Here is a 21,620-nt window from a genome sequence, read left to right on the forward strand (position 1 = left end):
CCGCCGTTTACAGTAGGCTGGTGCCGACAGCACGGCGCTCAGTCCGCGCCGCCGCGGATGTCGTCCATGTGGTCGATCCGCTGCTGGACGAGGTCGGCCCTGCCGATGTCGTGCCGTACCCGCAACCCCTCCGTGCCGGCCCGCTGGAGCGCCTCCTCGGCGATTGCCTCCGCGTCGCTAATCGTCTCCGCAAGTCCTACCACGGCGTAGGACCGCGACGTGGTCGTGTAGATACCGTCCTCGCGGTCGTCGACGCTGGCGTAGAACAGCATCGCCTCCGGGGCCGTCTCCGAGTCGCCACCGGACTGCTCGCGATGGTCCGTGACGACGTCTGCGATGACGTCGTCGTCGATTGTCACCTGCGCCCCGGCGTCGGGGTCGGTCGGATAGCCGTCCGGAACGGCGTACTTACAGACGGTCGCCATCGGGCGAAAGGAGAGCTGTGGCAGGGGGTCCTCGTCGCGGGCGGCGGTCAGCACCTCGAGGAAGTCCGTGTTGAGTACCGGCAGCGTGTTCATCGCCTCGGGGTCGCCAAAGCGCGCGTTGAACTCCACCACGCGGGGCCCGGTCTCGGTGAGCATGAACTGCCCGTAGAGGACGCCCTTGTAGCCGTCCAGCGCCCCGACAGTCGCTCGAAGCACCTCGACGGCGTCCATGTAGTCGTCCTCGTCCATGAACGGGAGGTGGAGGCTGGCGTCGGAGTAGCTCCCCATCCCGCCGGTGTTTGGCCCCTCGTCGCCCTCGTAGGCGCGCTTGTGGTCCTGCACTGCCGGTGTCACGCGCAGTTGGCCGTTGGCGACGAACGCCTGCACGGTGAACTCCTCGCCGACGAGGCGCTCCTCGAGGACGACGCGGTCGTACCCCGAGTTCCGGAGGTACTCCTTGGCCTCCTCGGCGGTGCACTGTTCGCCGATGACCCGGACGCCCTTGCCGCCGGTGAGGCCGGCGGGCTTGACTGCGAGGTCGCCGTCGTACTCGTCGATGTACTCGCAGGCGGCGTCCATGTCCTCGAACGTCTCGAAATCCGGGCAGCCGGGGATGTCGTGTTCCCGCATGAACCGCCGCTGGAACGCCTTGTCGGTCTCGATGCGGGCCTCCGCCTCCTGGGGCCCGAAGGTGTAGACGCCGGCGTCGTCCAGCGCGTCGGCGACCCCGGCGGCGAGTGCCGCCTCGGGGCCGATGACGGCGAGCGTGGCGTCGACCTCCCGGGCGTAGGTCGTCACGGCCGTCGGGTTGGTCGTGTCGAGTGCCTCGAAGCCGTCGGCGAGGGCGACGATGCCCGGGTTCCGGTTGCCGGCACAGGCGTACAGCTCCCCCGGCGAGTCCGAAAGCGAGCGCGCAATCGCGTGTTCCCGGCCGCCGCCACCCACGAGCAGCACTGTCTCTGACATACCCGAAGGCCGGTTTGGCTCTCACGTAAGTATTGTCTTTTCGGGGTTCAGGGACGCCCTCGACGGCCCCGGCGTCCACTCACTCCCGCTCCTGGAGTTCCTCGATGGCCGCTTCCTGCTCGCTCCGTGTGATGCCGCCGGCCTCGGCGAAGCGGCCGTTGTACTGCCACTCGGGGATAGCGTCCCACGCCGACCCGCTGTCGTCGTTGCCGCCCCATCTCCAGACCCACACCGCGGTCAGGGCGAGGCCCCCACCGATTGCCACGCCGAACGACTGCAGGACGGTGAGCCCCATCACGCTGAGTCCGGCGGCGACCACCGGGCCGAAGAAGAAGACCACGACGACGCTGCCGACGAGAAACTGCCGCTTGCGACCCGACAGCGAGAGGGACACCGTCTTGCCCATGAGAGACAGTCGTCACATCTGTCCAAAGTTCTTGTGGGCGTCCGGCCACGGATGACACACCCCTTTTGAGTCCGGCACCCCCAGAGACAGACATGAGCGACGCCACGGACCCGACAGCCCGGAACCGACTCGACGAGGCCGAAAGCCCGTATCTCCGCCAGCACGCGGACAACCCCGTCAACTGGCAGCCCTGGGACGAGACGGCCCTGGCGGCCGCCGAGGAGCGGGACGTGCCCATCTTCCTCTCGATCGGCTACGCGGCGTGTCACTGGTGTCACGTCATGGAGGCGGAGAGCTTCGAGAACGAGGCCATCGCCGAGCAACTCAACGAGAACTTCGTCCCGATAAAGGTCGACCGCGAGGAGCGCCCGGACATAGACTCCGTGTACATGAGCATCTGCCAGCAGGTGACTGGCGGCGGTGGCTGGCCGCTGTCGGCCTGGCTCACACCGGAGGGCAAGCCGTTCTACGTCGGGACGTACTTTCCGCCCGAAGAGAAACGCGGCCAGCCGGGCTTTGGCGACCTGCTCGAGCGCCTCGCGGACTCGTGGTCGGACCCCGAACAGCGCGCGGAGATGGAGAACCGCGCCCGGCAGTGGACCGAGGCAATCGAGAGCGACCTCGAAGCGACGCCGGCCGACCCCGAGGACCCCGCCGAGGACATCATCCGGACCGCGGCGACCATCGCCCACCGCGGAGCGGACCGACAGGACGGCGGCTGGGGCTCCGGCGGGCCGAAGTTCCCCCAGAACGGGCGCTTGCACGCGCTGTTGCGAGCCCATTCTGATGGGGGGCAAGAGGACTACCTGACCGTCGTCGAGGAGACGCTCGACGTGATGGCCGACCGGGGGCTGTACGACCACGTCGGCGGCGGCTTCCACCGCTACGCGACGGACCAGCAGTGGGCCGTCCCGCACTTCGAGAAGATGCTGTACGACAACGCCGAAATCCCGCGGGCCTTCCTCGCCGGCTACCAGGCTATCGGCTCGGAACGGTACGCGTCGGTCGTCCGGGAGACCTTCGAGTTCGTCCAGCGTGAGCTGCAACATCCCGAGGGCGGCTTCTTCAGCACGCTGGACGCCGAGAGCGCGCCCGTGGATACCCCGGACGGCGACAGCGAGGAAGGGCTGTTCTACGTCTGGACGCCCGAGCAGGTCCACGACGCCGTCGACGACGAGACCGACGCCGAGGTCTTCTGTGACTACTTCGGCGTCACGGAGCGGGGCAACTTCGAGGGCGCGACGGTGCTCGCCGTCCGAAAGCCGGTGTCGGTGCTGGCCGAGGAGTACGAGCAAAGTGAGGACGAGATCGCGGCGAGCCTTCAGCGGGGCCTGAACCAGACGTTCGAGGCCCGCAAGGACCGGCCGCGCCCGGCCCGCGACGAGAAGGTGCTGGCCGGCTGGAACGGCCTGATGATACGGGCGCTCGCAGAGGGCGCTATCGTGCTGGATTCGGCCTACGCCGACGTGGCCGCCGACGCCCTCTCGTTCGTCCGGGAGCACCTGTGGGACGCCGAGGCGAACCGGCTCAGCCGCCGGTACAAGGACGGCGACGTGGCCATCGACGGCTACCTGGAGGACTACGCGTTCCTCGGCCGGGGGGCGCTGACGCTGTTCGAGGCCACCGGCGACGTGACCCACCTCGCGTTCGCAATGGACCTCGGACAGGCCATCACGGAGGCGTTCTGGGACGACGAGCAGGGGACGCTGTTTTTCACGCCGACCGACGGCGAGACGCTCGTCGCGCGGCCCCAGGAGCTTACCGACCAGTCGACGCCCTCGAGCACGGGCGTCGCCGTCGAACTCCTCCTGTCGCTGTCCCATTTCAGCGACGACGACCGCTTCGAGACGGTCGCCGAGCGGGTCGTCCGGACCCACGCCGACCGCGTCTCCTCGAACCCGCTCCAGCACGCCTCGCTCACGCTGGCGACGGACACCTACGAACAGGGCGCGCTGGAACTCACGCTCGTCGGCGACCAGTCAGCGTATCCGGAGGAGTGGACGGAGACCCTCGCCGGGCGGTACGTCCCGCGCCGCCTGCTGGCCCACCGACCGGCTGACGAGAACGAGTTCGATCAGTGGCTCGACGCGCTCTCACTCGAGGAGTCGCCGCCCATCTGGGCCGGCCGGGAGCAGGTCGACGAGGAGCCGACGGTGTACGCGTGCCGGAACTTCGCCTGCTCGCCGCCGAAACACGAGCTCGGGACGGCGCTGGACTGGGGCGCGGAAACTGGCGGCACGGAGTAAGGGTCAGGCCATCGCGTCTTCGATCTGGTCGGCGAGGTACACGGCTATCGGGACCGGTTCTTCCTCGACGAAGCGGGCGATCTCCTCGCCGCCGTGTTCGACGACGACGGTCGGGATACGTTCGATGTCGTAGGCCTCGACCTCCGGTCCGGTTTTCGACCCGTCGTCTTCCTTCTCGACGGGGTAGTGGTGAATCCGGTCGTCGGTGACGCCGGCGGCTTTCAGGGCCGCCCCGAAGTCGGGGAGCTGGGCCCGGCAGTCCTTGCACCAGTCGCCGCCCCAGATCTTGTACTCGAACTCGTCGGCGTAGCGTGTGAGAACGTCGACGGTGTCGGCGTAGGCGTCTTCGACCCACACCGGATTCGGCTCCATGGTATCGAGCGTCTGACTCATGACTGGCTATATGTATTCAGGGGGCTTGAAATCCCCGGCCGCGGATTTCCCCATTCAGACGCGTTCCAGCGGCCGAACCGGTGGTTCAGTCGATATCGGTGCGGGCCGGCTATCGCTCGACCGTCACGGTCGTCCGAACGTCCCGCGACGACCGGCCGATTTCGACGGTGTACGTTCCGGTGTCGACCGTCCAGCCGGAAGCCGGGTCGTACCGCGAGAACGCGAGGTCGTCGAGTGACAGTTCCACCGTCCGGCGCTCGCCGGCGTCCAACTGCACAGCCGCGAACCCGGCGAGTTCGCGGTCCGGTCGGTCGACGCCGTCCACCGACGGCGGGCGGACGTAGGCCTGGACGACCTCCCGGCCCGGCCGGTCTGCGACGTTCTCGACGGGGACTGCGACAGTCTGCTCGGCCGTGGCTTCGGCGTCGCCGTACTCGAACGTCGCGTACGAGTGCCCGTGGCCGAACGGGTAGGTCGGGTCCACGTCCGCGTCGTCGAAGTGCCGGTAGCCGACGAACACGCCCTCGTCGTAGTGGGCCTGGTCGTCGACGCCGGGGTAGCGGCGTTCGGCTCCTGCAGTCGGATACTCGCTTTCGGGGGCGAAGGTGACCGGAAGGCGACCGCTCGGGTCGCGGTCGCCGTAGAGGACGGCCGCCGCCGCGTCGCCGTCCGCCTGTCCGGGGTACCACTGTTCGAGGACCGCGGCCACGTCCTCGCGCCAGGGGAGTTCCACGGGGCCGCCGGACCTGACGACGACGACGGTGTTCTCGTTGGCGGCCGCGACGGCCGAAACGAGTTCGTCCTGCCGGCCCGGCAGCGCCAGTGACTCGCGGTCCCGCGCCTCCGTCGTCGCGTCGCGGACGAACACCACGGCGACATCAGCCGCCGCGGCCGCTTCTACGGCGTCATCGATCGACGGCTCCCGGTCGGCGGTCTCCTCGTCGTCAGCGGCCTCGTCCTCGCCGACGAACGGCAGGAGGTCGAACAGCGAGACGGACGCTATCGGCGGGATGCCGAACGCCGAGACGACCGCCCCCTCTGCGCGGGCCTCGATGCCTTCGACCGGCGACACCGAGTGAATCGGCGTCGTCTCCGAGGAGCCGCCGCCGCCCAGTTTCAGCTCGTCGACGTTCGGCCCGATGACGGCCACGTCCGCCCCGTCGTCCAGTGGCAGGACGCCGTCGTTGTCCAGCAGCACGGTCCCGCGGGCCGCCACGTCCGCGGCGATGTCACGGTGGCGCTGGCTGTCGAGTTCGCCCGCGTCCTCGCTTGCTCCCGGGCTCCCGTCGAGCCGCCCGAATCGGTCCATCTGGCCGAGTACCCGCCGGACCATGTCGTCGAGCCGGTCGGCCGGAACCTCGCCGCTCTCGATGGCGTCGGCGAGCGGGGCGCCGAACAGCCCCGCGTGGGTCGCGTCCGGGATGCCGTCGGGCCACTCGTAGCTCTCGGTTCCGTCGTCGGTGGCTTCCGCCACGCCGGGCATCTCCACGTCCAGTCCGGCGTTCGCCGCGCCGACGGTGCTCTCCAGCCCGTACCAGTCCGAGACGACGTAGCCGTCGAACCCCCACTCGCCTTTGAGCACGTCGCCGACGAGGCGCTCGTGGTCGCTCATGTGGGTTCCGTTGACCCGGTTGTACGCCGTCATCACCGACCCGACGCCGGCGTCGACAGCCGCGCGGAACGGTGGGAGATACAACTCCCGGAGCGTCCGCTCGTCCACTTCGGCGCTGACGGTCGTGCGGTGGGTCTCCTGGTTGTTGGCGACGAAGTGTTTCACCGTGGCGGCGACGTCTTCGGACTGGATGCCCTCGATGAGGCCGACCCCAACGGCGCCCGCGTGGACCGGGTCCTCGGAGAGGTACTCGAAGTTCCGGCCACACTGCGGGACCCTGATGATGTTCACGCCGGGTGCCAGCAGCACGTCCTGTCCGAGCGCCGTCGCCTCGCGGCCCATCGCCGCCCCCTGTCTATGGGCCAGGTCAGAGTCGAAGGTCGCTGCGGTCGCAATCGACGCCGGGAAGGCGGTCGCGCGGTGGCCCTCGGCGCGGATTCCCAGCGGCCCGTCAACGAGGCGAAACGGCGGAATCCCGGCCGCCTCGACCCCCGCCAGGTACCCCGTCGCCGTGCCCTCCGGGTCAGTGGCGCCGCGAACGAGGGCGAGTTTCTGTGTGCGGGACAGTCCGGCGAGCAACGCTTCAATGTGGTCGTCGTCGGCCATATCGCAGTTCACAGGCCAACGGGCCTTATACTGTCGACTGAGCTACGCCGACCAGTTCGAGGGATTTACCCACTCGCTCGGCATACCGCCGGGTATGCCTGTCGACAAGCAGGAGTTCGGCGAGATACTGTCGTTCGAACTCCACGAACCCGCCGACATCCTCGACCCCGACAAACTGTACACCATCCCGGAGATGGCCCGCCTCCTGCAGGGCCTCCCGGCGGACGCCGAACTCAGCGAGGCCAACGAGTCGGTGTTCATCGACTGGGCCATCCCGTGGATGATCTTCAACCAGGACGACCTCGTGATAGCCGACCCGCAGGACGACGACGTCGTCGGGCTGTACGGCCTCGCCGAGTCATGAAGCTCCTCGTCGCCGGCAGCGACCGGGTCGACGCGGGCAAGACCACGTTCAGCGTGGGCCTGCTCGAGCGGACCAGCGCCCAGGGGTTCAAACCCAGAGCGGGCAACAACTACTGGTTCGACCACGACGACTACCAGCGAGCGACGAGCGAGGGGCGGCTGTACGGCAAGGACGCCAAACGCCTCGCGGCCGCGTCGCCCGGCGATGTCGCCCCGGAAGAACGCAACCCGATTCACCGCCTGTGGCATCCGTCGCCGGGGGCCGAGACGGGCCTGCTCGGCAAGGAGAACCAGCAGTTCGTCGTCGACCGGGTCGGCCGCCCGAGTTCCGAAACCGGCGTCGAGTACGTCGTCAACGGGACCGTCGACCTGCCGGACTCCGTCGCCGAGCGACTCCCGCTTGCCGACGCGCCGCGGGTCACCTCAGTCGCCGACTTCAACGACCTGATGCGGGTGATGCACGTGGAGGCGCTCGATTCGCTCGCCGCGGACATCGAAGCGACGGACCGGGCGGTCGTCGAGTCCTACGGCGACGTGGCCCGGCCGCTCTCGGGCATCGAACCGAACGCTGTGGCCGTCGTCGAACCGGGCCGAGCCCGCATCTACGACGGCGACCGGTACAGCAAGGCCTGTCAGATCGCCACCGGCGGCCCCGGCGACGGCCAACTGGAGGAACGGGTCCCAAATGTCGTCGACCTCATCGAGCAGGTCGCCGCGGTGCGACTGCCCGCTCTCGACAGCGAACGGCGGGGCGACCCGGCGGCCGTCGCCGATGCCTACGACCACGCCTACGACGCACTGTTGGCCTGTGCGTTCGATTGAAATACTCCCTGCCAGCGCCCTCAGAACTTCGCGGCCTGCAGCGCCAGTTCGATGTCCCGGTAGGGCGCGTCGGTGACGCTCGCCCCGTGGCCGGTGTGCATCTCCTGTAAGTCATCGTCGACGACCGACAGCACCCGCTCGATGCTGTCGACGAGCAGGTCGCGGTCGCCCTCTTCGAGGTCGGTCCGACCGAAGCTCCCGTTGGCGAACACGAGGTCGCCGGCGAACAGGACCCCCGCGGCCTCCGAGTAGAAGCAGAGGTGGTCGTTCTTGTGGCCGGGCGTGTGCAGCGCCCGGTAGTCGTGGTCGCCGAGCCCGACCGTCTCGTCGTCGGCGATGGCGTGCTCGATGCCGTCCTGGTCCGTGTCGAAGCCGTACACCGGGACGTCGAACGCGTCGACGACGCTGTCGAGGTTCGCGACGTGGTCGTAGTGCGTGTGGGTAGCGATAACGGCGTCGAGGTCGTCGACCTGGTCTTCGACGGCCGACACCACGTCGAACTCGTTGCCGGCGTCGACCAGGACGGTTCGGTCCCCGGTGACGAGGAACACGTTGCTCGTGAAGGCCTGTTGCCCACGGGCGAGATTTCGAATCATTACCCGCCTATTGACCGTCGTCCCGGATGTGGGTATCGTTCTGGTATGGGCCCCAATCACGCACCCACAGGGCTATGTATATGGATATGCAAACGAGGCATAGTAGAACATTATGTCAGATTCGGACCTACCTGTGGTACTTATCGTTGAAGACGAACCAGATGTTGCCGAGACGTACAAACTGTGGCTACAGCAGGAGTACGAGGTCCGCATGGCACAGAACGGCGACGAGGGCCTGGAGCAACTTGACGCGGATGTCGACGTGGTGCTGCTCGACCGGATGATGCCCGGGCTGTCCGGCGACGAAGTGCTCGAGCGCATTCGCGAGCGTGACCTCGGCTGTCGGGTGGCGATGGTCACCGCCGTCGAGCCTGACTTCGACATCCTGGAGATGGGCTTTGACGCCTACCTATCGAAGCCGATTCGGAGCGAACAGCTCCACGAGACGGTCGACAACCTCCTGGACCGCTCAGAGTACGACTCCCTCCTGCAGGAGTACTACGCGCTCGTCGAGAAGCAGGCGACGCTCGAGGCGACGAAATCGAGCGCGGAGTTGGCGGAGAGCGGCCAGTACGACGAACTGAGCCAGAAAGTCGCGGAGATGCGAGACGACCTCTCGGAGACACTCGGTGGTATCGAGGACGACTCCGATTTCATCGCAACGCTCCGTGGATTGAGCGACGATGAAGACAACTGAGCGACAAACAATGTATGATCTCACCTCAGTACTAGAGTTCGATGCGCTCAGTGAGGTCCGGCCAGGGTCCAGCATCCTGATTTCCGGCCCAGCAATGAGCGGGAAGGAACGGCTCGCATACGACGTGCTTGCCGACGGCATGCGCAACGGGGACGGTGCGGTGGTCGTGACGACCGGTGACGGGGCTGGCAGCGTCGTCGAGGAGTTCCGGTCGCTCGTTTCCGACCTCGAGGACTCCCAGCTCGGTGTCATCGACTGTCGTGGCGAGAGCGGCACAGACGAGGCCGCAATCGGCAACGCCCACGTCCACCACGTCTCCTCGCCCGGGGACCTCACCGGCATCGGTATCGGCATCACGAAGGCACTGGAGGGACTGCACAACGCCGGCAACGAGCGGGGCCGACTGGCGCTCGTGTCGCTGTCGACGATGCTGACCTACACGGACAAGAAAACCGTGTTCAAGTTCTGTCACGTGCTGTCTTCGCGGCTGGACTCCGCGGGCTACATCGGCGTGTTCACCATCGATTCGGGAGCCCACGACGACCAGACACTGCAGGTCATCAAGCAGGCGTTCGACGGGATGATCGACGTGCGCGACGCGGAGGGTGGCGGCCGGGAGGCCCGCGTGCTCGGCCTCGCTGGCGAACCGACCGACTGGCAGAAAATCTGACAGCGCAGCGGTCCACAGGCAGTCCGGTGAGGAAGTATTTTGCCGCTTCGGTTCACCCACCCGATATGGACGTCAAGCTGCTCGAGGCGACAGACGACCCCGAAGATCTCATCTGCAAGGCAGCACGTAACGACTACAGCGACACCTCCGTCGGGAGCCAGTCGTTCGAGGCGACGATGGCAGAGGTCGAGGGTGATACCCTCGAAGAAAAGAAAGAGACGCTCATCGGGCATCTGCTGGACCACGGCCACTACGGCCCCTTCGAACACGCGCAGGCGACCTTCGCCGTCGAAGGCGTCTCCCGTTCCTGTATGGCCCAGATTACCCGCCACCGACACGTCTCCTTCGACGTGCAGTCGATGCGCTACGTCTCCTTCGACGACGTCGACCCCGAAGCCGTCCGCGAGGGCGCGATGGTCGTGACGCCGCCGTCGGCGACGGACCCGGATTGGGTGGGGCGGAACCAGCAGAAAGCGAGCGTCTCCGACGAGGAGTTCGAAGAGCGCGCGGAGATATTCAGAGACACCATCGAGCAGTCGGTGGAGTCGTACCAGGAACTGCTCGAGCGGGGCATGCCGCCGGAGGACGCCCGGTTCGTGCTGCCAATCGGCACAAAGGTGAACATCGTGATGTCGATGAACGCCCGGATGCTGATGCACGTCGCGGACATGCGAGCAGCGGCGGACGCGCAGTGGGAGATCCGGGGGATGACCGAGGAGATGCTCGACCTGGCGGCCGACTGGTGTCCCAAGACCTTCGACTACTACGAGCGGGAGATGAAAGGGCGCAAGAACCGGCTCGCGCCCTGACAGGTACAGCCACCGCTGACGACGGGTCAGGGCGGGGGTCGCTGGTCGTTGCTATCGACAATTGTTGAATCGAAATCGATACTCTCAACGGAAATAGCGAGACGTGAGCCCGTTAGTTGCGTACCCGACCGGAAATCAGAGTATCAAAAGACGAAACTAGTACGACACATTCATAACATCACATCCTAAATGAACAATCGTGTCTTACGAGGTTGAACGTCCCACCCGTCAGTCGGGAACTGCGCCTGATGTGATGTGTGCTGTCGACGATGTCGACGGCCAGCAGCGGTTCGTCATCGCCGATATCGCACACGATGACAGCTGGGTCTCGATGGTAGCGGACGAAACCTGTACACTTGCGGCCTGGCGGTAGCGGCCGGCCGCCGCCTGAAAAGTTTTTGTCGCCCGCTCTGTGACGTAGGAGTATGGAATACGACGACATGCTCGACCGGGCGATCGAAGAGACACCCGACATCGAGGGGACCAGCGAGCGGTTCGAAATCCCCGACCCGGAGGTCAGACAGGAAGGCAACGTCACCGTATACGAGAACTTCCAGTCGACGTGTTCCAGACTCGGGCGCGAGGACGACCACGTGATGAAGTTCCTCCAGAACGACCTCGGGACGAGCGGCCATATCGACGAGAGCGGCCGGGCGCGACTGACCGGCGAGTTCGACGCCGGCCGCATCGAGGCGTCTATCGACGAGTACGTCGACAAGTTCGTGCTCTGCTCGGAGTGCGGGCTACCGGACACGCAGCTAGAGCGAGAACAGGGCGCGCTGTTGCTCCGCTGTGTGGCGTGTGGCGCGCGCTCGGCGACGAGCGAGTAGCTACTGCAGCCCTTTCAGCGTCTGCAGGTCGTTTTCCGTGCGGGTGAAAACGGCGAGCCGGTGGCTGGCGTGACAGTTAGGACAGTGGAACGTCGTGTCGTGTCGCGGCAGGGCCGTCGGCGTCGACTCCCAGTCTTTCTTACATTCGGGACAGAGCAATCGCACGTACGCTTCCTCCATGTATGTTACTCACACACATAGCCAATGATAAAAAGCCTTCGCGTCTCCCCATCGGTCTGCCTTCACCCGTGTGTTAGGCCGGAAGGTCCTCGGCTTCGAGGAGTTCCTTGTACCGGTTCCGGATGGTCACTTCGGAGATGTCGGCCACGTCGCTGACCTGGCTCTGGGTGACCTTCTCGTTGGTCAGTAACGCGGCGGCGTAGACGGCCGCGGCGGCGATGCCGACCGGGGACTTGCCGGAGAGCAAGCCCGACTGGCGGGCGCCCTCGACGAGGTCACGGGCCTGTCGCTGGGTCTCCTCGCTGAGTTCGAGGTCGGAGATGAACCGCGGGAGGTAGTGTTCCGGGTCCGCCGGCTGGACTTCGAGGCTGAGTTCCCGGACGATGTATCGGTAGGTCCGTGTGAGCTCCATCTTCTCGACGCGGGAGACGCGGGCCATCTCGTCGAGCGACCGGGGGTTCCCGGCCATGCGGGCTGAAGCGTACAGTGCGGACGTGGCGACGCCCTCGATAGACCGGCCCGGAAGCAGGTCGTCACCGAGCGCGCGGCGATAGATGACGCTTGCCGTCTCGCGGACGTTCTGGGGGAGTCCCAGCGCGGACGCCATGCGGTCGATCTCGCCGAGCGCCTGCTTGAGGTTGCGCTCCTTGGAGTCGCGGGTCCGGAACCGCTCGTTCCACGTGCGGAGCCGTTGCATCTTCTGGCGCTGCTCGCTGGAGAGGGAGCGCCCGTAGGCGTCCTTGTTCTGCCAGCCGATGTTGGTCGAGAGGCCCTTGTCGTGCATCATGTTCGTCGTCGGCGCGCCGACGCGGGACTTGCGGTCCTTCTCGGCGGAGTTGAACGCGCGCCATTCCGGCCCGCGGTCTATCTCGTCCTCTTCGACGACCAGGCCACAGTCCTCACAGACTGTTTCGCCGTGTTCGGTGTCCGTGATGATGTTGCCGCTGCATTCGGGACAGGCCTCTACGGCTTCCTGCTCGGTTAGTTCCTCGTCTCGTTCTCGTGTGCTGGTCCGCGTTGTTGATTCACTCATGATTGGGAGTCCTGTTCTGCCGGGTGCAGAAATTTTAAGACCGGTTGGGGGAACCGTCTTACCCTATAGTTAGTGCGTAAAGTATATAAACCTTTCGCTGGATTTTGGCAATAATCGCCAGACAGCGCAGTGATAAGGGAAGACATGGCTCGAAGCAACGCCATATAACATTGGTGGTCATCATCACCGCTCGTGCGCAACAGATAACCGGGCGGTTGCAACGCCGCGTGGCCCCGTCGATATCCCGACAACATACCAGCCCTCGCCTCGACTCGGCCGCTCCAGGGAGATGGGGAACGCCGGATCGGCCCCGGAATCACCGGATTCCCGGGAGTCACGGTGTGGTTCCGCACATCGTGGGGGAGCGGTGAGTTATAAAAAACGATGTTACCAATTGACACGGTTTGCTTACACTTACTTAGTATTACATACCAATTACTTATAATTAGCGACTAAATATATACCCAGACGGGTATAGCCTCCCTTCGCACGGCCATAGTGACCGGTCAGTCGAGGGTAATCCACGCAAGGAACACGAGGCCGCCGAGTTCCAGTATCGCGACGAAGGTCATCGCCCGACCGGCGACAGGGGCGGCGCTTCGCAACAGTACGGCGACTTCCGGGTCGAGGACGTAGTAGTAGACGGACAGGCAGTTCTCTGCGAGCAACAGGAGCCCGAAGACGGTCAGTCCCAGCGCGTGCTTCGAGTGTCCCGCCAGATAGTTGCGGGCCCAGACTGACAGGAGCACCAGCAGCACCACGACGTTGAGCGCGGAGGCGACACTCGCCGCGGTCATCCAGACTGCCATCTGTGCCCCCCTACGCCCGCTCGTGGTAAGATTTTGGTCTCGGTTTCATCCATTGTCACTCGATCTCCGCGATGATTTCCTCGATGGTTGCCCAGTTCTGTTTGGTCCGCTCAGTCAGCGTGTAGACGGAGCCGTAGTCGCCGCCGGTGTTGTCGACGACGCCGTTGTCCATCAGTACGTCGAGGTGGTGCCGGACGGTCTTGTAGTCGAGGTCGATGTCCTCCGCCAGTTGGTTCGCGTTCCGGGGCCGTCGTTTGAGGGCTTTGAGAATACGGGCTCTGTTTGGCCCCCCACGGGTCCCGGAGAGAACGTACCAGAGGACACCCTCCATCAGGAGACCCAACTCCCCGGGCGTACGTATATCCATTGGCCGATTGCATGATAGCTGCCCACGAGCGTAACCGGGGTAGCGAGGCGTCAGCGGTCGGCGTCGGGGACCCGAACTGACCCACCGCAGTCGAGATAGGCAGTCGTCGCAAGGCGACAGTTCCCGCCGACTGTTACACACGCGCCGAAGATGTGTTAGTGCGCCGGGTTACGGCAGCAACACGCCGTCGATGACGTGGATGATGCCGTTGGAGGGCTCGATGTTCGTGGCGACGATGTCGGCCTGGTCGCCGTTGAGGTCGGTCCCGTCGACATCAATTTTCGCTCCGTTGAGGGTCGGTAGCTCTGATGAAGTGGTGACTGATTCCGCGTCGCGGCGGCCCGGTGTCACGTGGTACGTGAGGATTTCGGTGAGTGAGGCCCCGAATTCCGCCTCAAAATCAAATTCGCCGACGTTGTCAGCCGTAACTCCCAATGCGCCAAACGCATCGTCGGTCGGCGCAAACACCGTCAACTGACGGTTCCCACTGAGCGTATCGACGAGACCGGCTTCCTGCACGGCGGCCACAAGCACGTCGAACCCGTCGGCCGCCACGGCCACGTCCACAATCGTATCCCCCTCGCTCGGCGGCTTGGCGCTGGCGGCCCCGACGCCGCCGACTGCGACCGCTGTTCCAGCACCGATACTCCGAAGCACACCGCGTCTGGTCTGTTTCATGGAAACCCAGGCGATTCGGAGGACTGTTGACAGTTAACCGATTGCCGAACTGGGACCCAAATTCGACCATAGTTTCAGACGGTGAACAGGTGGCCCTCGGTCGGCACGTCGAAGAGTCCGATGCGTGCGCCCGCGTCCAGCCACGCGTGCCCGTAGGAGAACGACGCCAGGGCGTTGACCGGGTCGTCGTCGGCCCTGAAGTGGCGACCGTCCGCCAGATACGACGCCGCCATCTCCTCGCACTCCAGGGCGGCGTCGTGCATCGGCGTCCCCTCAGGCGGTGCGACAGATGCCGCATCGAGTGCCTCCGCGAGCAGTCCCTCGTACCGGTCGGTCTTCTCTTCGAGGTCGGCGGCCATACCCCCGGCAAGCGGCGGCAGCGGCCTAAGCGTGTCGCCCCGGGTCGAGTTCGGCGCAGGACAACACAAGCTAAATACGGGCCGATAGTCTAGCGTAGCCAATGACAGAACCGGTCGAACACCGACGACTCATCGTCGCTGGCACGGGCGCAGCGGGACTGACCGCGGCCATCTACGCCGCCAGAAGCAACAACGACCCGCTCGTTCTGGAGGGCGACGAACCGGGCGGACAGCTCACGCTGACCAGCGAAGTGGAGAACTTCCCTGGCTTCCCCGAGGGGCTCTCCGGACCGGACCTCATCAACAACATGAAAGAGCAGGCCGAGCGGTTCGGCACCGAGGTGAAACACGGCATCGTCGCCGACATCGACGACAGCGAGCGGCCGTTCCGCGTGGAGCTGTCGAACGGCGACGTCTACACCTGCGACGCCTTCATCGCTGCCTCCGGGGCCAGCGCCCGGACGCTGGGCGTCCCCGGCGAGGACGACCTGATGGGCTATGGCGTCTCGACGTGTGCGACCTGCGACGGGGCGTTCTTCCGCGACGAGGACATGCTCGTCGTCGGCGGCGGCGACGCGGCCATGGAGGAGGCCCACTTCCTCACGAAGTTCGCCGACACCGTCTACATCGCACACCGGCGCGAGGAGTTCCGCGCCGAGGACTACTGGATCGACCGCGTCCAGAAGAAGGTCGACGCTGGCGAGATAGAGATCATGCGAAACACCGAGTTGCTGGAGATACACGGCTCCCCGGAGGAGGGCGTCGACCACGTCACGCTCGCACGGAACGACGAGGGGTATCCCAGCGAGAAGCTCGACGACGACGGGACCGAGACCTTCGAGTTCGACGTGGGCGCCGTCTTCATGGCCATCGGCCACACGCCCAACACCGGCTACCTCGACGGGACCGGCGTCGAACTCGACGAGACCGGCTACATCGTCGCGGAGGGCGGCAAAGGCGGCGGGCAGACCGCCACCGACGTCGACGGCATCTTCGGTGCCGGTGACGTCGTCGATTACCACTACCAGCAGGCCGTCACCGCCGCCGGGATGGGCTGTAAGGCCGCCATCGACGCCGACGAGTACCTCGAATCACAGGCCGAGGCCGCCGCCGAAGCGGAGTCCGAAGCCACTGCGGAAGCCGACGACTAGCGCACACGTTTCTCCGGTCGTCCACACATCCACAGACCCTTTAGGACAGCCCCCTGAGTCGGGGACATGGCAACCGACACTGTCACGCTGACTATCGACGACGGCGAAGATTCCGACGAACTCACAGTCCCGAGCGAACTCGTGGACATCCTCCGGGAGTCGCCCGAGGAGACCGACCCGCAGGTCGTCGGCGACATCGCGATGTTCGGCATGACCCAGCGGATTCACAGCGCCGTCCACCACGCCCAGGGCGAGCCGGACGAGCAGATCGTCGCGCTCGAAGAGCAGACCAGCGACCTGTTCGAGGAGCGCTTCGGCCAGTCCTTCGCCGAACTGACCGGCCACGACCACTAGTTTCGACGGCCGAGCCAGTTTCTAGAACTTCCAGTGAAGTACCACGCCGTCGTCGACCCGCTCGACGTCGGCCAGCGCCGGCTCCGGGAAGTCCTCGATGAAGCCGTCGCCGTCGGCCAGCGTCGGCGCGTCCCGGCCGCCGATGACCTTCGGGCCGACAAAGACGAACAGCTCGTCGACCAGTGCCTCTTCGAGCAGGCCGAAGATGAGTTCGCCGCCGCCTTCGACCATGAGCTGGTCGATACCGTCACCTTCTAGTTTCGCCAGTGTCGTCGTGAGGTCGACCCGGTCCTCGCCGGCGGCAATGACGTACGCGCCGGCCTCTTCCATCTCCTCGATGAAATCGGGCGGTGCGGCTTCGCTGACGAGGAGGTAGGTCTGGGCGCTGTCGTCGAGCACTGTGGCGTCCGGCGGCGTCCGGATCCGGGAGTCGGCAACGACGCGCGCGGGGTTCGGCGGGTCGCCGCGGTCGGTCCGGGCAGCGCGGCGGTCGGCGTCGTCGACTGTCAGTGAGGGGTCGTCGGCGAGAACCGTACCGACACCGACCATCACCGCGTCGCTGTCGGCCCGGAGCTGATCGACGCGGTCGAAGTCGTCCGGCCCGGAGATGGCGATCTGTTCGCGGCGGCGGGAGGAGAGCTTCCCGTCGACACTCATGGCGGCGTTGACGACGACGTGCATACTCGTTCGTATCAGCGGCCGGTCAAACGGCTTTTGGGTTACGGTCAGGAAGAGGTCGTCTCGGGGCGCTCCGAGAGCTTCCGAACGTCGAGTTTCTTCACGGTGCCGTCGGCGGTCTTCAGTTTCAGAACCGTCTTTTGCAGGACCAGTTCGTCGGCATCGAGCGTTGTGTCGGTGGTCCAGCCCCGGAGTCGAACCATCCCTTTCTCGTCGATTTCGACGAACGTCCGGGGCTTGCGCTGGGAGCCCATCGTCCACTCCTCGTCACCGATGGAGAGTTCCTGCCCGCCGCTTTCCCCCCAGCGGAACACGCAGGCGACCTGCTCGCGTGGCTCGTCGCCGCGGTCGTGGTCGACGCGGGTCCACTGCTCGTAGTCGACACCGAAGTGGGCGGCCCACAGTTCCAGATACTCGAAATCGAACTTCTTGGTACCGCCGTCGTTCCGACCACTCCGCCAGATGACGTGGGCCTCCGACGGCTTCGATCCGAAGAGACTGCCCATAGTCAGGCCCCCGGTGGACCACTTCCAGTATCACTTTCGATATCTTCATATCCAGCTATCTGAAGAGATCCAGCAGCGAACTCTGTGGCCGTTCGTAGCGCTCCAACACGGTCTGCGCTCATATCCAGAGAGATTACAGTATCATAAATAAGAATTGCGGGCGATATTGACCGGTCGTCTCGCGACGGCTGGCCGAAAACGCTTTTGAGTGTTCCCACCGAACCGTCGGTCGATGTCTCTCGAAGACCATGCCGAGGAGCTCGCCTCCGACCTCGGTGTTGACAAAGAGGAGGTCACACGCGACCTGGAGAACCTCGTGAACTACTCCGTCCCGATGGACGAGGCCAAGCAGAGCCTCAGACGGAAATACGGCGATGGCGGCTCGGGCGGCGACGGGACGCCGTCGAGCAAGTCCATCAGCGAGGTCTCGACCGACGACTCGAACGTGACGGTCACCGCAGTGGTGCTCACGTCGGGTCGCCGGTCCATCCAGTACAACGGGGAACAGCACGTCATCCGCGAGGGCGAACTCGCCGACGAAACGGGGAAGATCTCCTACACCGCGTGGGACGGGTTCTCCGGCGACCTCCAGCCCGGCCAGACCGTTCGGTTGGGCAACGCAGGCGTCCGCGAGTGGGACGGCCAGCCGGAGCTCAATCTCGGCGACAGCACCGACCCCGAAGTCGTCGACGAGACGCTCGACATCGGCTACGAGGTCGGCGGCCGCGCCGCGCTGCAGGACCTCGCACCGGGCGACCGCGGCATCACTGTCGAGGTTCAGGTGCTTGAATGCGAGCAGAAGGTCATCGACGGCCGCGACGGCGAGACGACGATTCTCAGCGGGGTCCTCGGCGACGAGAGCGGCCGGCTTCCCTTCACCGACTGGGAACCCCACGAGGGAATCGAGGAAGGGGCGTCCGTGCGCCTCGAGGAGACGTTCGTCCGGGAGTTCCGGGGCGCACCGTCCGTGAACGTCTCCGAGTTCTCGACGGTGACCGCACTGGACCGTACGGTCGAGGTGGCTGAAGACGCTCCACGGCTGTCGGTCCACGAGGCCGTCGAGAGCGGCGGCCTGTTCGACGTGGAACTGGCCGGCAACGTCATCGAGGTGCGGGACGGCTCCGGTCTCATCGAGCGCTGTCCCGAGTGTGGCCGCGTCGTCCAGAACGGCCAGTGCCGCTCTCACGGCGCCGTCGAGGGCGAGGACGACCTGCGGACGAAGGCCATCCTCGATGACGGGACCGCCACTGTCACCACGGTACTCGACGACGAACTGACCGCCAGGGTGTACGGCGGCGACCTCGACGACGCCCGCGAACACGCCCGCGACGCGATGGACAAGGAAGTCGTCGCCGACCGCATCAGCGACCGCATCGTGGGCCGCGAGTTCGTCGTCCGCGGGTCGCTGTCGGTCGACGAGTACGGCGCGAACCTCACCGCCTCGACCTTCGCCGAGGCCGACGACGACCCGGCGACGCGTGCGCGGACCTTGCTCCAGGAGGTAGACACATGAGCGAATCCGGAGACAGCGGCCCGGGCCGCCGGGAGGTCGCCCATCGGCTGTTCGCCGCGGAGTTCGACGACGCCGACTTCTCGTACTCCGAGTCCGACGAGGAACGGGCCCCCAACTACGTCGTCACGCCGACCGGCGCGCGGGTCAACCGCCTGTTCCTCGTCGGCGTCCTCACCGAACTCGAACAGGTCAACGACGACGTGTTGCGCGCCCGGGTCGTGGACCCGACCGGCCCGTTCGTCGTCTATGCCGGCCAGTACCAGCCCGACGAACTGGCCTTCCTCGAAGCCGCCGACCCGCCGATATTCGTCGCCGTCACGGGCAAGGCCCGAACCTTCCAGCCAGACGACAGCGACCGGGTGTTCACCTCTGTCCGGCCCGAGAGTATCAGCGAGGTCGACGGGGACACGCGGGACCGCTGGGTCGTCCAGGCCGCCGAACAGACCGTCTCGCGCATCGGTCAGATGGCCGGCGCGAAACAGGCCGGCCTGTCCGGTGCGGACCTCCGGAGCGCGCTCGTCGAGCAGGGCGTCGACGAGAGCGCGGCGTCGGGCATCGCTCTTGCGCTGGACCACTACGGCACGACCGGCGACTACCTGGAGGCACTCCGAAAGACGGCGCTCGACGCCGCTCGCGTCGTCGCCGGCGAGACGGACGAGGCAGAGCCGCTGTCGCTGTCACCGGGCGACGGGACCGACGACCCGCTCCCGGTGCTGGCGACGACGGACATCGACGCGGCGGTGACAGCCAGGGAGACGAGCGACGATGGGACAGCCGCCGTCGCGACTGACGACACGGCGACCGACGAGCCGAGCGAAGAGACGTCGGAGTCCGCCGACAGCGACCCGACGACCGGCGAGGACGCCGCCGACGCGGCACAGAGGGGTGCACCCGCGGACGCCGCAGACGCCGAGCCCGCGCCCGAATCGGCGGGCGCACCGGCCGGCGACGAGTCCCCCGAGCCGGGCGCCGACGCGGCCACGAGCGACGCCCCCGCCGAGACCCCCGAGACAGCGACCGACGCCGGAGCCGACGAGACCACTGCCGGCGAGTCCGCCGGCGACGACGTGCCCTCGACGGCCGCAGAGAGCGAGCCCGGAGACGACGCTCCGGGCTCGAACGGGCCGGCGACCGACGCCGACGAGACGGTGCAGGAGGAGCCAGAATCGTCGTCCGAACCCGACGACGGCGACACTCTCGGCGACTTCGACACCGAGTTCGATCTGGACGAGGACGAGCGCGAGGAGATCGAACAGGAGTACGGCACGGACTTCCAGAGCGGGACCGAGGTCGACGAGCCCGGCGAGGCCGACATCGAGACGCCGGACCCCGAAGACCTGGCCGACGCAGCCGAGGAGGGCGCGCCCGCGGACGCCGCCGACGCCGAGCCCGCGCCCGAATCGGCGGGCGCACCGGCCGGCGACGAGTCCCCCGAACCGGGTGCCGACGCGGCCACGAGCGACGCGCCCGCCGAAACGCCTGAGACAGCGACTGCCGCCGGAGCCGACGAGACCACCGCCGGCGAGTCGGCGAGTGCGGACGCGCCCGCCGAGGACGTCGACCTCGAAGACGCCGTCATGGAGGTCATGGCGGACCTCGACGACGGCAGCGGAGCCGACCGCGAGGAGCTCCGTTCGACGGTCGTGAGCCGCTACGGCGCGGACGCCGACGCCGTCGAGGATGCCATCCAGGACGCGCTGATGGGCGGACGCTGCTACGAGCCCGACGACGGCAAGCTCACGTCCATCTGACGGCCGAGCCGCGACCCTTTTCTCCCCTGGAATCCAACCGAGCGCAGATGCGTGTCGAACCGCTTCCCGGCGTTCCAGCGGCCACAGTTGACACTGACGGGGAGCGGCTGCTGGCGGTGGCTGACTATCACGCCGGTATCGAAGCGGGGCTCAGATACGAGGGCGTCGAGCTCCAGTCGGCCGCCGAGGACCGCCGGGAGCGACTGCTGGCGTGTCTTGACCGCGCCCGCGCCGATCGGCTGGTGGTCGTGGGCGACCTGGGCCACGCCATTGGCGACCCGTTCGAGGACGAGCGCGCGGAACTCGAGACCCTGTTCGACGCCCTCGACGTGCCCGTGACGCTGGTGAAGGGGAACCACGACGGCGGCCTGGAGCCGGTCCTGGCGGACCTCGACGCCGATATCGAGGTGACGCCGGGCCACGGGGCCCGCATCGGGACGGTCGGGTTCGCACACGGCCACACCTGGCCTGCGCCGGACGTGCTCGAAGCCGACGTCGTCTGTGTCGGCCACGAACACCCCGTCGTCCGACTGGAGGACAGCGTCGGCGGCGCACGGAAACAGCGGGCCTGGCTCCGCGGCACGCTCGTCGCCGACCCGTTCGCCGAGCAGTTCGACCGACCCGTCGATAACGCGCCGGACGTCGTCGTGTTCCCGGCGTTTAACGACCGCTCCGGAGGGACGTGGGTCAACGTCGACGGCCAGGGCTTTCTGGCCCCGTTCCTGCCCGAGGGCATGACGGGCACCGAGGCGTTCCTGCTCGATGGCACGCGGTTAGGGTCCTATCAGCAGGTCTGAGCC

26 protein-coding genes are annotated in these 21,620 nt (G+C 66.5%); 13 read left to right on the forward strand and 13 right to left on the reverse strand.

The window, feature by feature from the left end:
• Positions 1–38: 38 nt before the first annotated feature.
• Positions 39–1,391, reverse strand: coding sequence for a phosphoribosylamine--glycine ligase (purD, locus tag KZ498_RS12340; RefSeq protein WP_312619191.1), 1,353 nt, complete (start codon positions 1,389–1,391; stop codon positions 39–41).
• A 79-nt stretch (positions 1,392–1,470) separates the two neighbouring features.
• Entirely contained in the window at positions 1,471–1,797 is a 327-nt protein-coding gene (locus KZ498_RS12345) for a hypothetical protein (RefSeq protein ID WP_312619192.1), read from the reverse strand.
• Between the two features lie 92 nt (positions 1,798–1,889).
• Here KZ498_RS12345 and KZ498_RS12350 point away from each other — a divergent pair, with 92 nt between their 5' ends.
• Complete coding sequence (locus KZ498_RS12350) at positions 1,890–4,043, forward strand: thioredoxin domain-containing protein (RefSeq protein WP_312619193.1); 2,154 nt, start codon at positions 1,890–1,892, stop codon at positions 4,041–4,043.
• 3 nt (positions 4,044–4,046) lie between these two features.
• Here KZ498_RS12350 and KZ498_RS12355 read toward each other — a convergent pair whose 3' ends face one another.
• Positions 4,047–4,436: a thioredoxin family protein gene (locus KZ498_RS12355; RefSeq protein WP_312619194.1), complete on the reverse strand. Its 390-nt coding sequence runs from the start codon at positions 4,434–4,436 to the stop codon at positions 4,047–4,049.
• Positions 4,437–4,545: 109 nt separating this feature from the next.
• Entirely contained in the window at positions 4,546–6,654 is a 2,109-nt protein-coding gene (locus tag KZ498_RS12360; RefSeq protein ID WP_312619195.1) for a glycoside hydrolase family 3 C-terminal domain-containing protein, read from the reverse strand.
• 94 nt (positions 6,655–6,748) lie between these two features.
• On the opposite strand from KZ498_RS12360, the gene KZ498_RS12365 reads away from it, so the two are divergent.
• Both KZ498_RS12365 and KZ498_RS12370 read left to right on the forward strand, forming a co-directional pair.
• A complete protein-coding gene (locus KZ498_RS12365) occupies positions 6,749–7,018 on the forward strand; it encodes a DUF5827 family protein (protein WP_312619196.1) in 270 nt (89 codons plus the stop codon).
• The gene (locus KZ498_RS12370) at positions 7,015–7,839 is read left to right on the forward strand and encodes an ATPase (protein WP_312619197.1); all 825 of its coding nucleotides are present in this window, start codon (positions 7,015–7,017) and stop codon (positions 7,837–7,839) included. Before KZ498_RS12365 ends, KZ498_RS12370 begins: the two co-directional genes overlap by 4 nt.
• Before the next feature lie 20 nt (positions 7,840–7,859).
• On the opposite strand, the gene KZ498_RS12375 is transcribed toward KZ498_RS12370, so the two are convergent.
• The gene (locus KZ498_RS12375) at positions 7,860–8,435 is read right to left on the reverse strand and encodes an MBL fold metallo-hydrolase (protein WP_312619199.1); all 576 of its coding nucleotides are present in this window, start codon (positions 8,433–8,435) and stop codon (positions 7,860–7,862) included.
• Between the two features lie 112 nt (positions 8,436–8,547).
• On the opposite strand from KZ498_RS12375, the gene KZ498_RS12380 reads away from it, so the two are divergent.
• The 5 genes from KZ498_RS12380 to KZ498_RS12400 all read left to right on the forward strand — a co-directional run bounded on the left by KZ498_RS12380 (position 8,548) and on the right by KZ498_RS12400 (position 11,441).
• Complete coding sequence (locus KZ498_RS12380) at positions 8,548–9,132, forward strand: response regulator transcription factor (RefSeq protein WP_312619200.1); 585 nt, start codon at positions 8,548–8,550, stop codon at positions 9,130–9,132.
• 10 nt (positions 9,133–9,142) lie between these two features.
• On the forward strand, positions 9,143–9,802 hold the full coding sequence (locus tag KZ498_RS12385) for an ATPase domain-containing protein (protein WP_312619201.1): 660 nt from the start codon (positions 9,143–9,145) through the stop codon (positions 9,800–9,802).
• 65 nt (positions 9,803–9,867) lie between these two features.
• Entirely contained in the window at positions 9,868–10,611 is a 744-nt protein-coding gene (gene thyX / locus KZ498_RS12390) for an FAD-dependent thymidylate synthase (protein WP_312619202.1), read from the forward strand.
• Positions 10,612–10,810: 199 nt separating this feature from the next.
• On the forward strand, positions 10,811–10,984 hold the full coding sequence (locus tag KZ498_RS12395; protein ID WP_312619203.1) for a hypothetical protein: 174 nt from the start codon (positions 10,811–10,813) through the stop codon (positions 10,982–10,984).
• Positions 10,985–11,036: 52 nt separating this feature from the next.
• A complete protein-coding gene (locus tag KZ498_RS12400; protein ID WP_312619205.1) occupies positions 11,037–11,441 on the forward strand; it encodes a translation initiation factor IF-2 subunit beta in 405 nt (134 codons plus the stop codon).
• On the opposite strand, the gene KZ498_RS12405 is transcribed toward KZ498_RS12400, so the two are convergent.
• The 6 genes from KZ498_RS12405 to KZ498_RS12430 all read right to left on the reverse strand — a co-directional run bounded on the left by KZ498_RS12405 (position 11,442) and on the right by KZ498_RS12430 (position 14,867).
• Positions 11,442–11,621 (reverse strand): hypothetical protein, encoded by a 180-nt coding sequence (locus KZ498_RS12405; RefSeq protein WP_312619206.1) that lies wholly within the window; start codon positions 11,619–11,621, stop codon positions 11,442–11,444.
• A gap of 73 nt (positions 11,622–11,694) precedes the next feature.
• Positions 11,695–12,654 (reverse strand): transcription initiation factor IIB, encoded by a 960-nt coding sequence (locus KZ498_RS12410; RefSeq protein ID WP_312619207.1) that lies wholly within the window; start codon positions 12,652–12,654, stop codon positions 11,695–11,697.
• A gap of 506 nt (positions 12,655–13,160) precedes the next feature.
• A complete protein-coding gene (locus KZ498_RS12415) occupies positions 13,161–13,463 on the reverse strand; it encodes a hypothetical protein (protein WP_312619208.1) in 303 nt (100 codons plus the stop codon).
• A gap of 55 nt (positions 13,464–13,518) precedes the next feature.
• The gene (locus KZ498_RS12420; RefSeq protein ID WP_312619324.1) at positions 13,519–13,794 is read right to left on the reverse strand and encodes a winged helix-turn-helix domain-containing protein; all 276 of its coding nucleotides are present in this window, start codon (positions 13,792–13,794) and stop codon (positions 13,519–13,521) included.
• A 204-nt stretch (positions 13,795–13,998) separates the two neighbouring features.
• Positions 13,999–14,508 (reverse strand): fasciclin domain-containing protein, encoded by a 510-nt coding sequence (locus KZ498_RS12425; RefSeq protein ID WP_312619209.1) that lies wholly within the window; start codon positions 14,506–14,508, stop codon positions 13,999–14,001.
• Between the two features lie 74 nt (positions 14,509–14,582).
• The gene (locus tag KZ498_RS12430; RefSeq protein WP_312619210.1) at positions 14,583–14,867 is read right to left on the reverse strand and encodes a DUF357 domain-containing protein; all 285 of its coding nucleotides are present in this window, start codon (positions 14,865–14,867) and stop codon (positions 14,583–14,585) included.
• Positions 14,868–14,968: 101 nt separating this feature from the next.
• Here KZ498_RS12430 and KZ498_RS12435 point away from each other — a divergent pair, with 101 nt between their 5' ends.
• Both KZ498_RS12435 and KZ498_RS12440 read left to right on the forward strand, forming a co-directional pair.
• Positions 14,969–16,018 (forward strand): FAD-dependent oxidoreductase, encoded by a 1,050-nt coding sequence (locus KZ498_RS12435; protein ID WP_312619211.1) that lies wholly within the window; start codon positions 14,969–14,971, stop codon positions 16,016–16,018.
• A 66-nt stretch (positions 16,019–16,084) separates the two neighbouring features.
• On the forward strand, positions 16,085–16,372 hold the full coding sequence (locus tag KZ498_RS12440) for a hypothetical protein (protein ID WP_312619212.1): 288 nt from the start codon (positions 16,085–16,087) through the stop codon (positions 16,370–16,372).
• 21 nt (positions 16,373–16,393) lie between these two features.
• On the opposite strand, the gene KZ498_RS12445 is transcribed toward KZ498_RS12440, so the two are convergent.
• Positions 16,394–17,053 carry a 2,5-diamino-6-(ribosylamino)-4(3H)-pyrimidinone 5'-phosphate reductase gene (locus KZ498_RS12445; RefSeq protein ID WP_312619213.1) on the reverse strand — a complete coding sequence of 220 codons (660 nt, stop codon included), beginning with the start codon at positions 17,051–17,053 and terminating at the stop codon, positions 16,394–16,396.
• Between the two features lie 44 nt (positions 17,054–17,097).
• Positions 17,098–17,556 (reverse strand): hypothetical protein, encoded by a 459-nt coding sequence (locus tag KZ498_RS12450; RefSeq protein WP_312619214.1) that lies wholly within the window; start codon positions 17,554–17,556, stop codon positions 17,098–17,100.
• 232 nt (positions 17,557–17,788) lie between these two features.
• Between KZ498_RS12450 and KZ498_RS12455 the strand changes: the two genes are divergently transcribed.
• From KZ498_RS12455 to KZ498_RS12465, 3 genes are read left to right on the forward strand one after another with little or no spacing between them, the layout of a single operon-like run.
• Entirely contained in the window at positions 17,789–19,069 is a 1,281-nt protein-coding gene (locus KZ498_RS12455; RefSeq protein ID WP_312619215.1) for a Single-stranded DNA binding protein, read from the forward strand.
• The gene (locus tag KZ498_RS12460; RefSeq protein WP_312619216.1) at positions 19,066–20,820 is read left to right on the forward strand and encodes a hypothetical protein; all 1,755 of its coding nucleotides are present in this window, start codon (positions 19,066–19,068) and stop codon (positions 20,818–20,820) included. Before KZ498_RS12455 ends, KZ498_RS12460 begins: the two co-directional genes overlap by 4 nt.
• A 47-nt stretch (positions 20,821–20,867) precedes the next feature.
• Positions 20,868–21,617, forward strand: a complete 750-nt coding sequence (locus KZ498_RS12465) for a metallophosphoesterase (protein ID WP_312619217.1) — start codon at positions 20,868–20,870, stop codon at positions 21,615–21,617.
• Positions 21,618–21,620 lie beyond the last annotated feature (3 nt).

This window comes from Haloarcula sp. 1CSR25-25, assembly GCF_032027985.1.
Lineage (GTDB): Archaea > Halobacteriota > Halobacteria > Halobacteriales > Haloarculaceae > Haloarcula.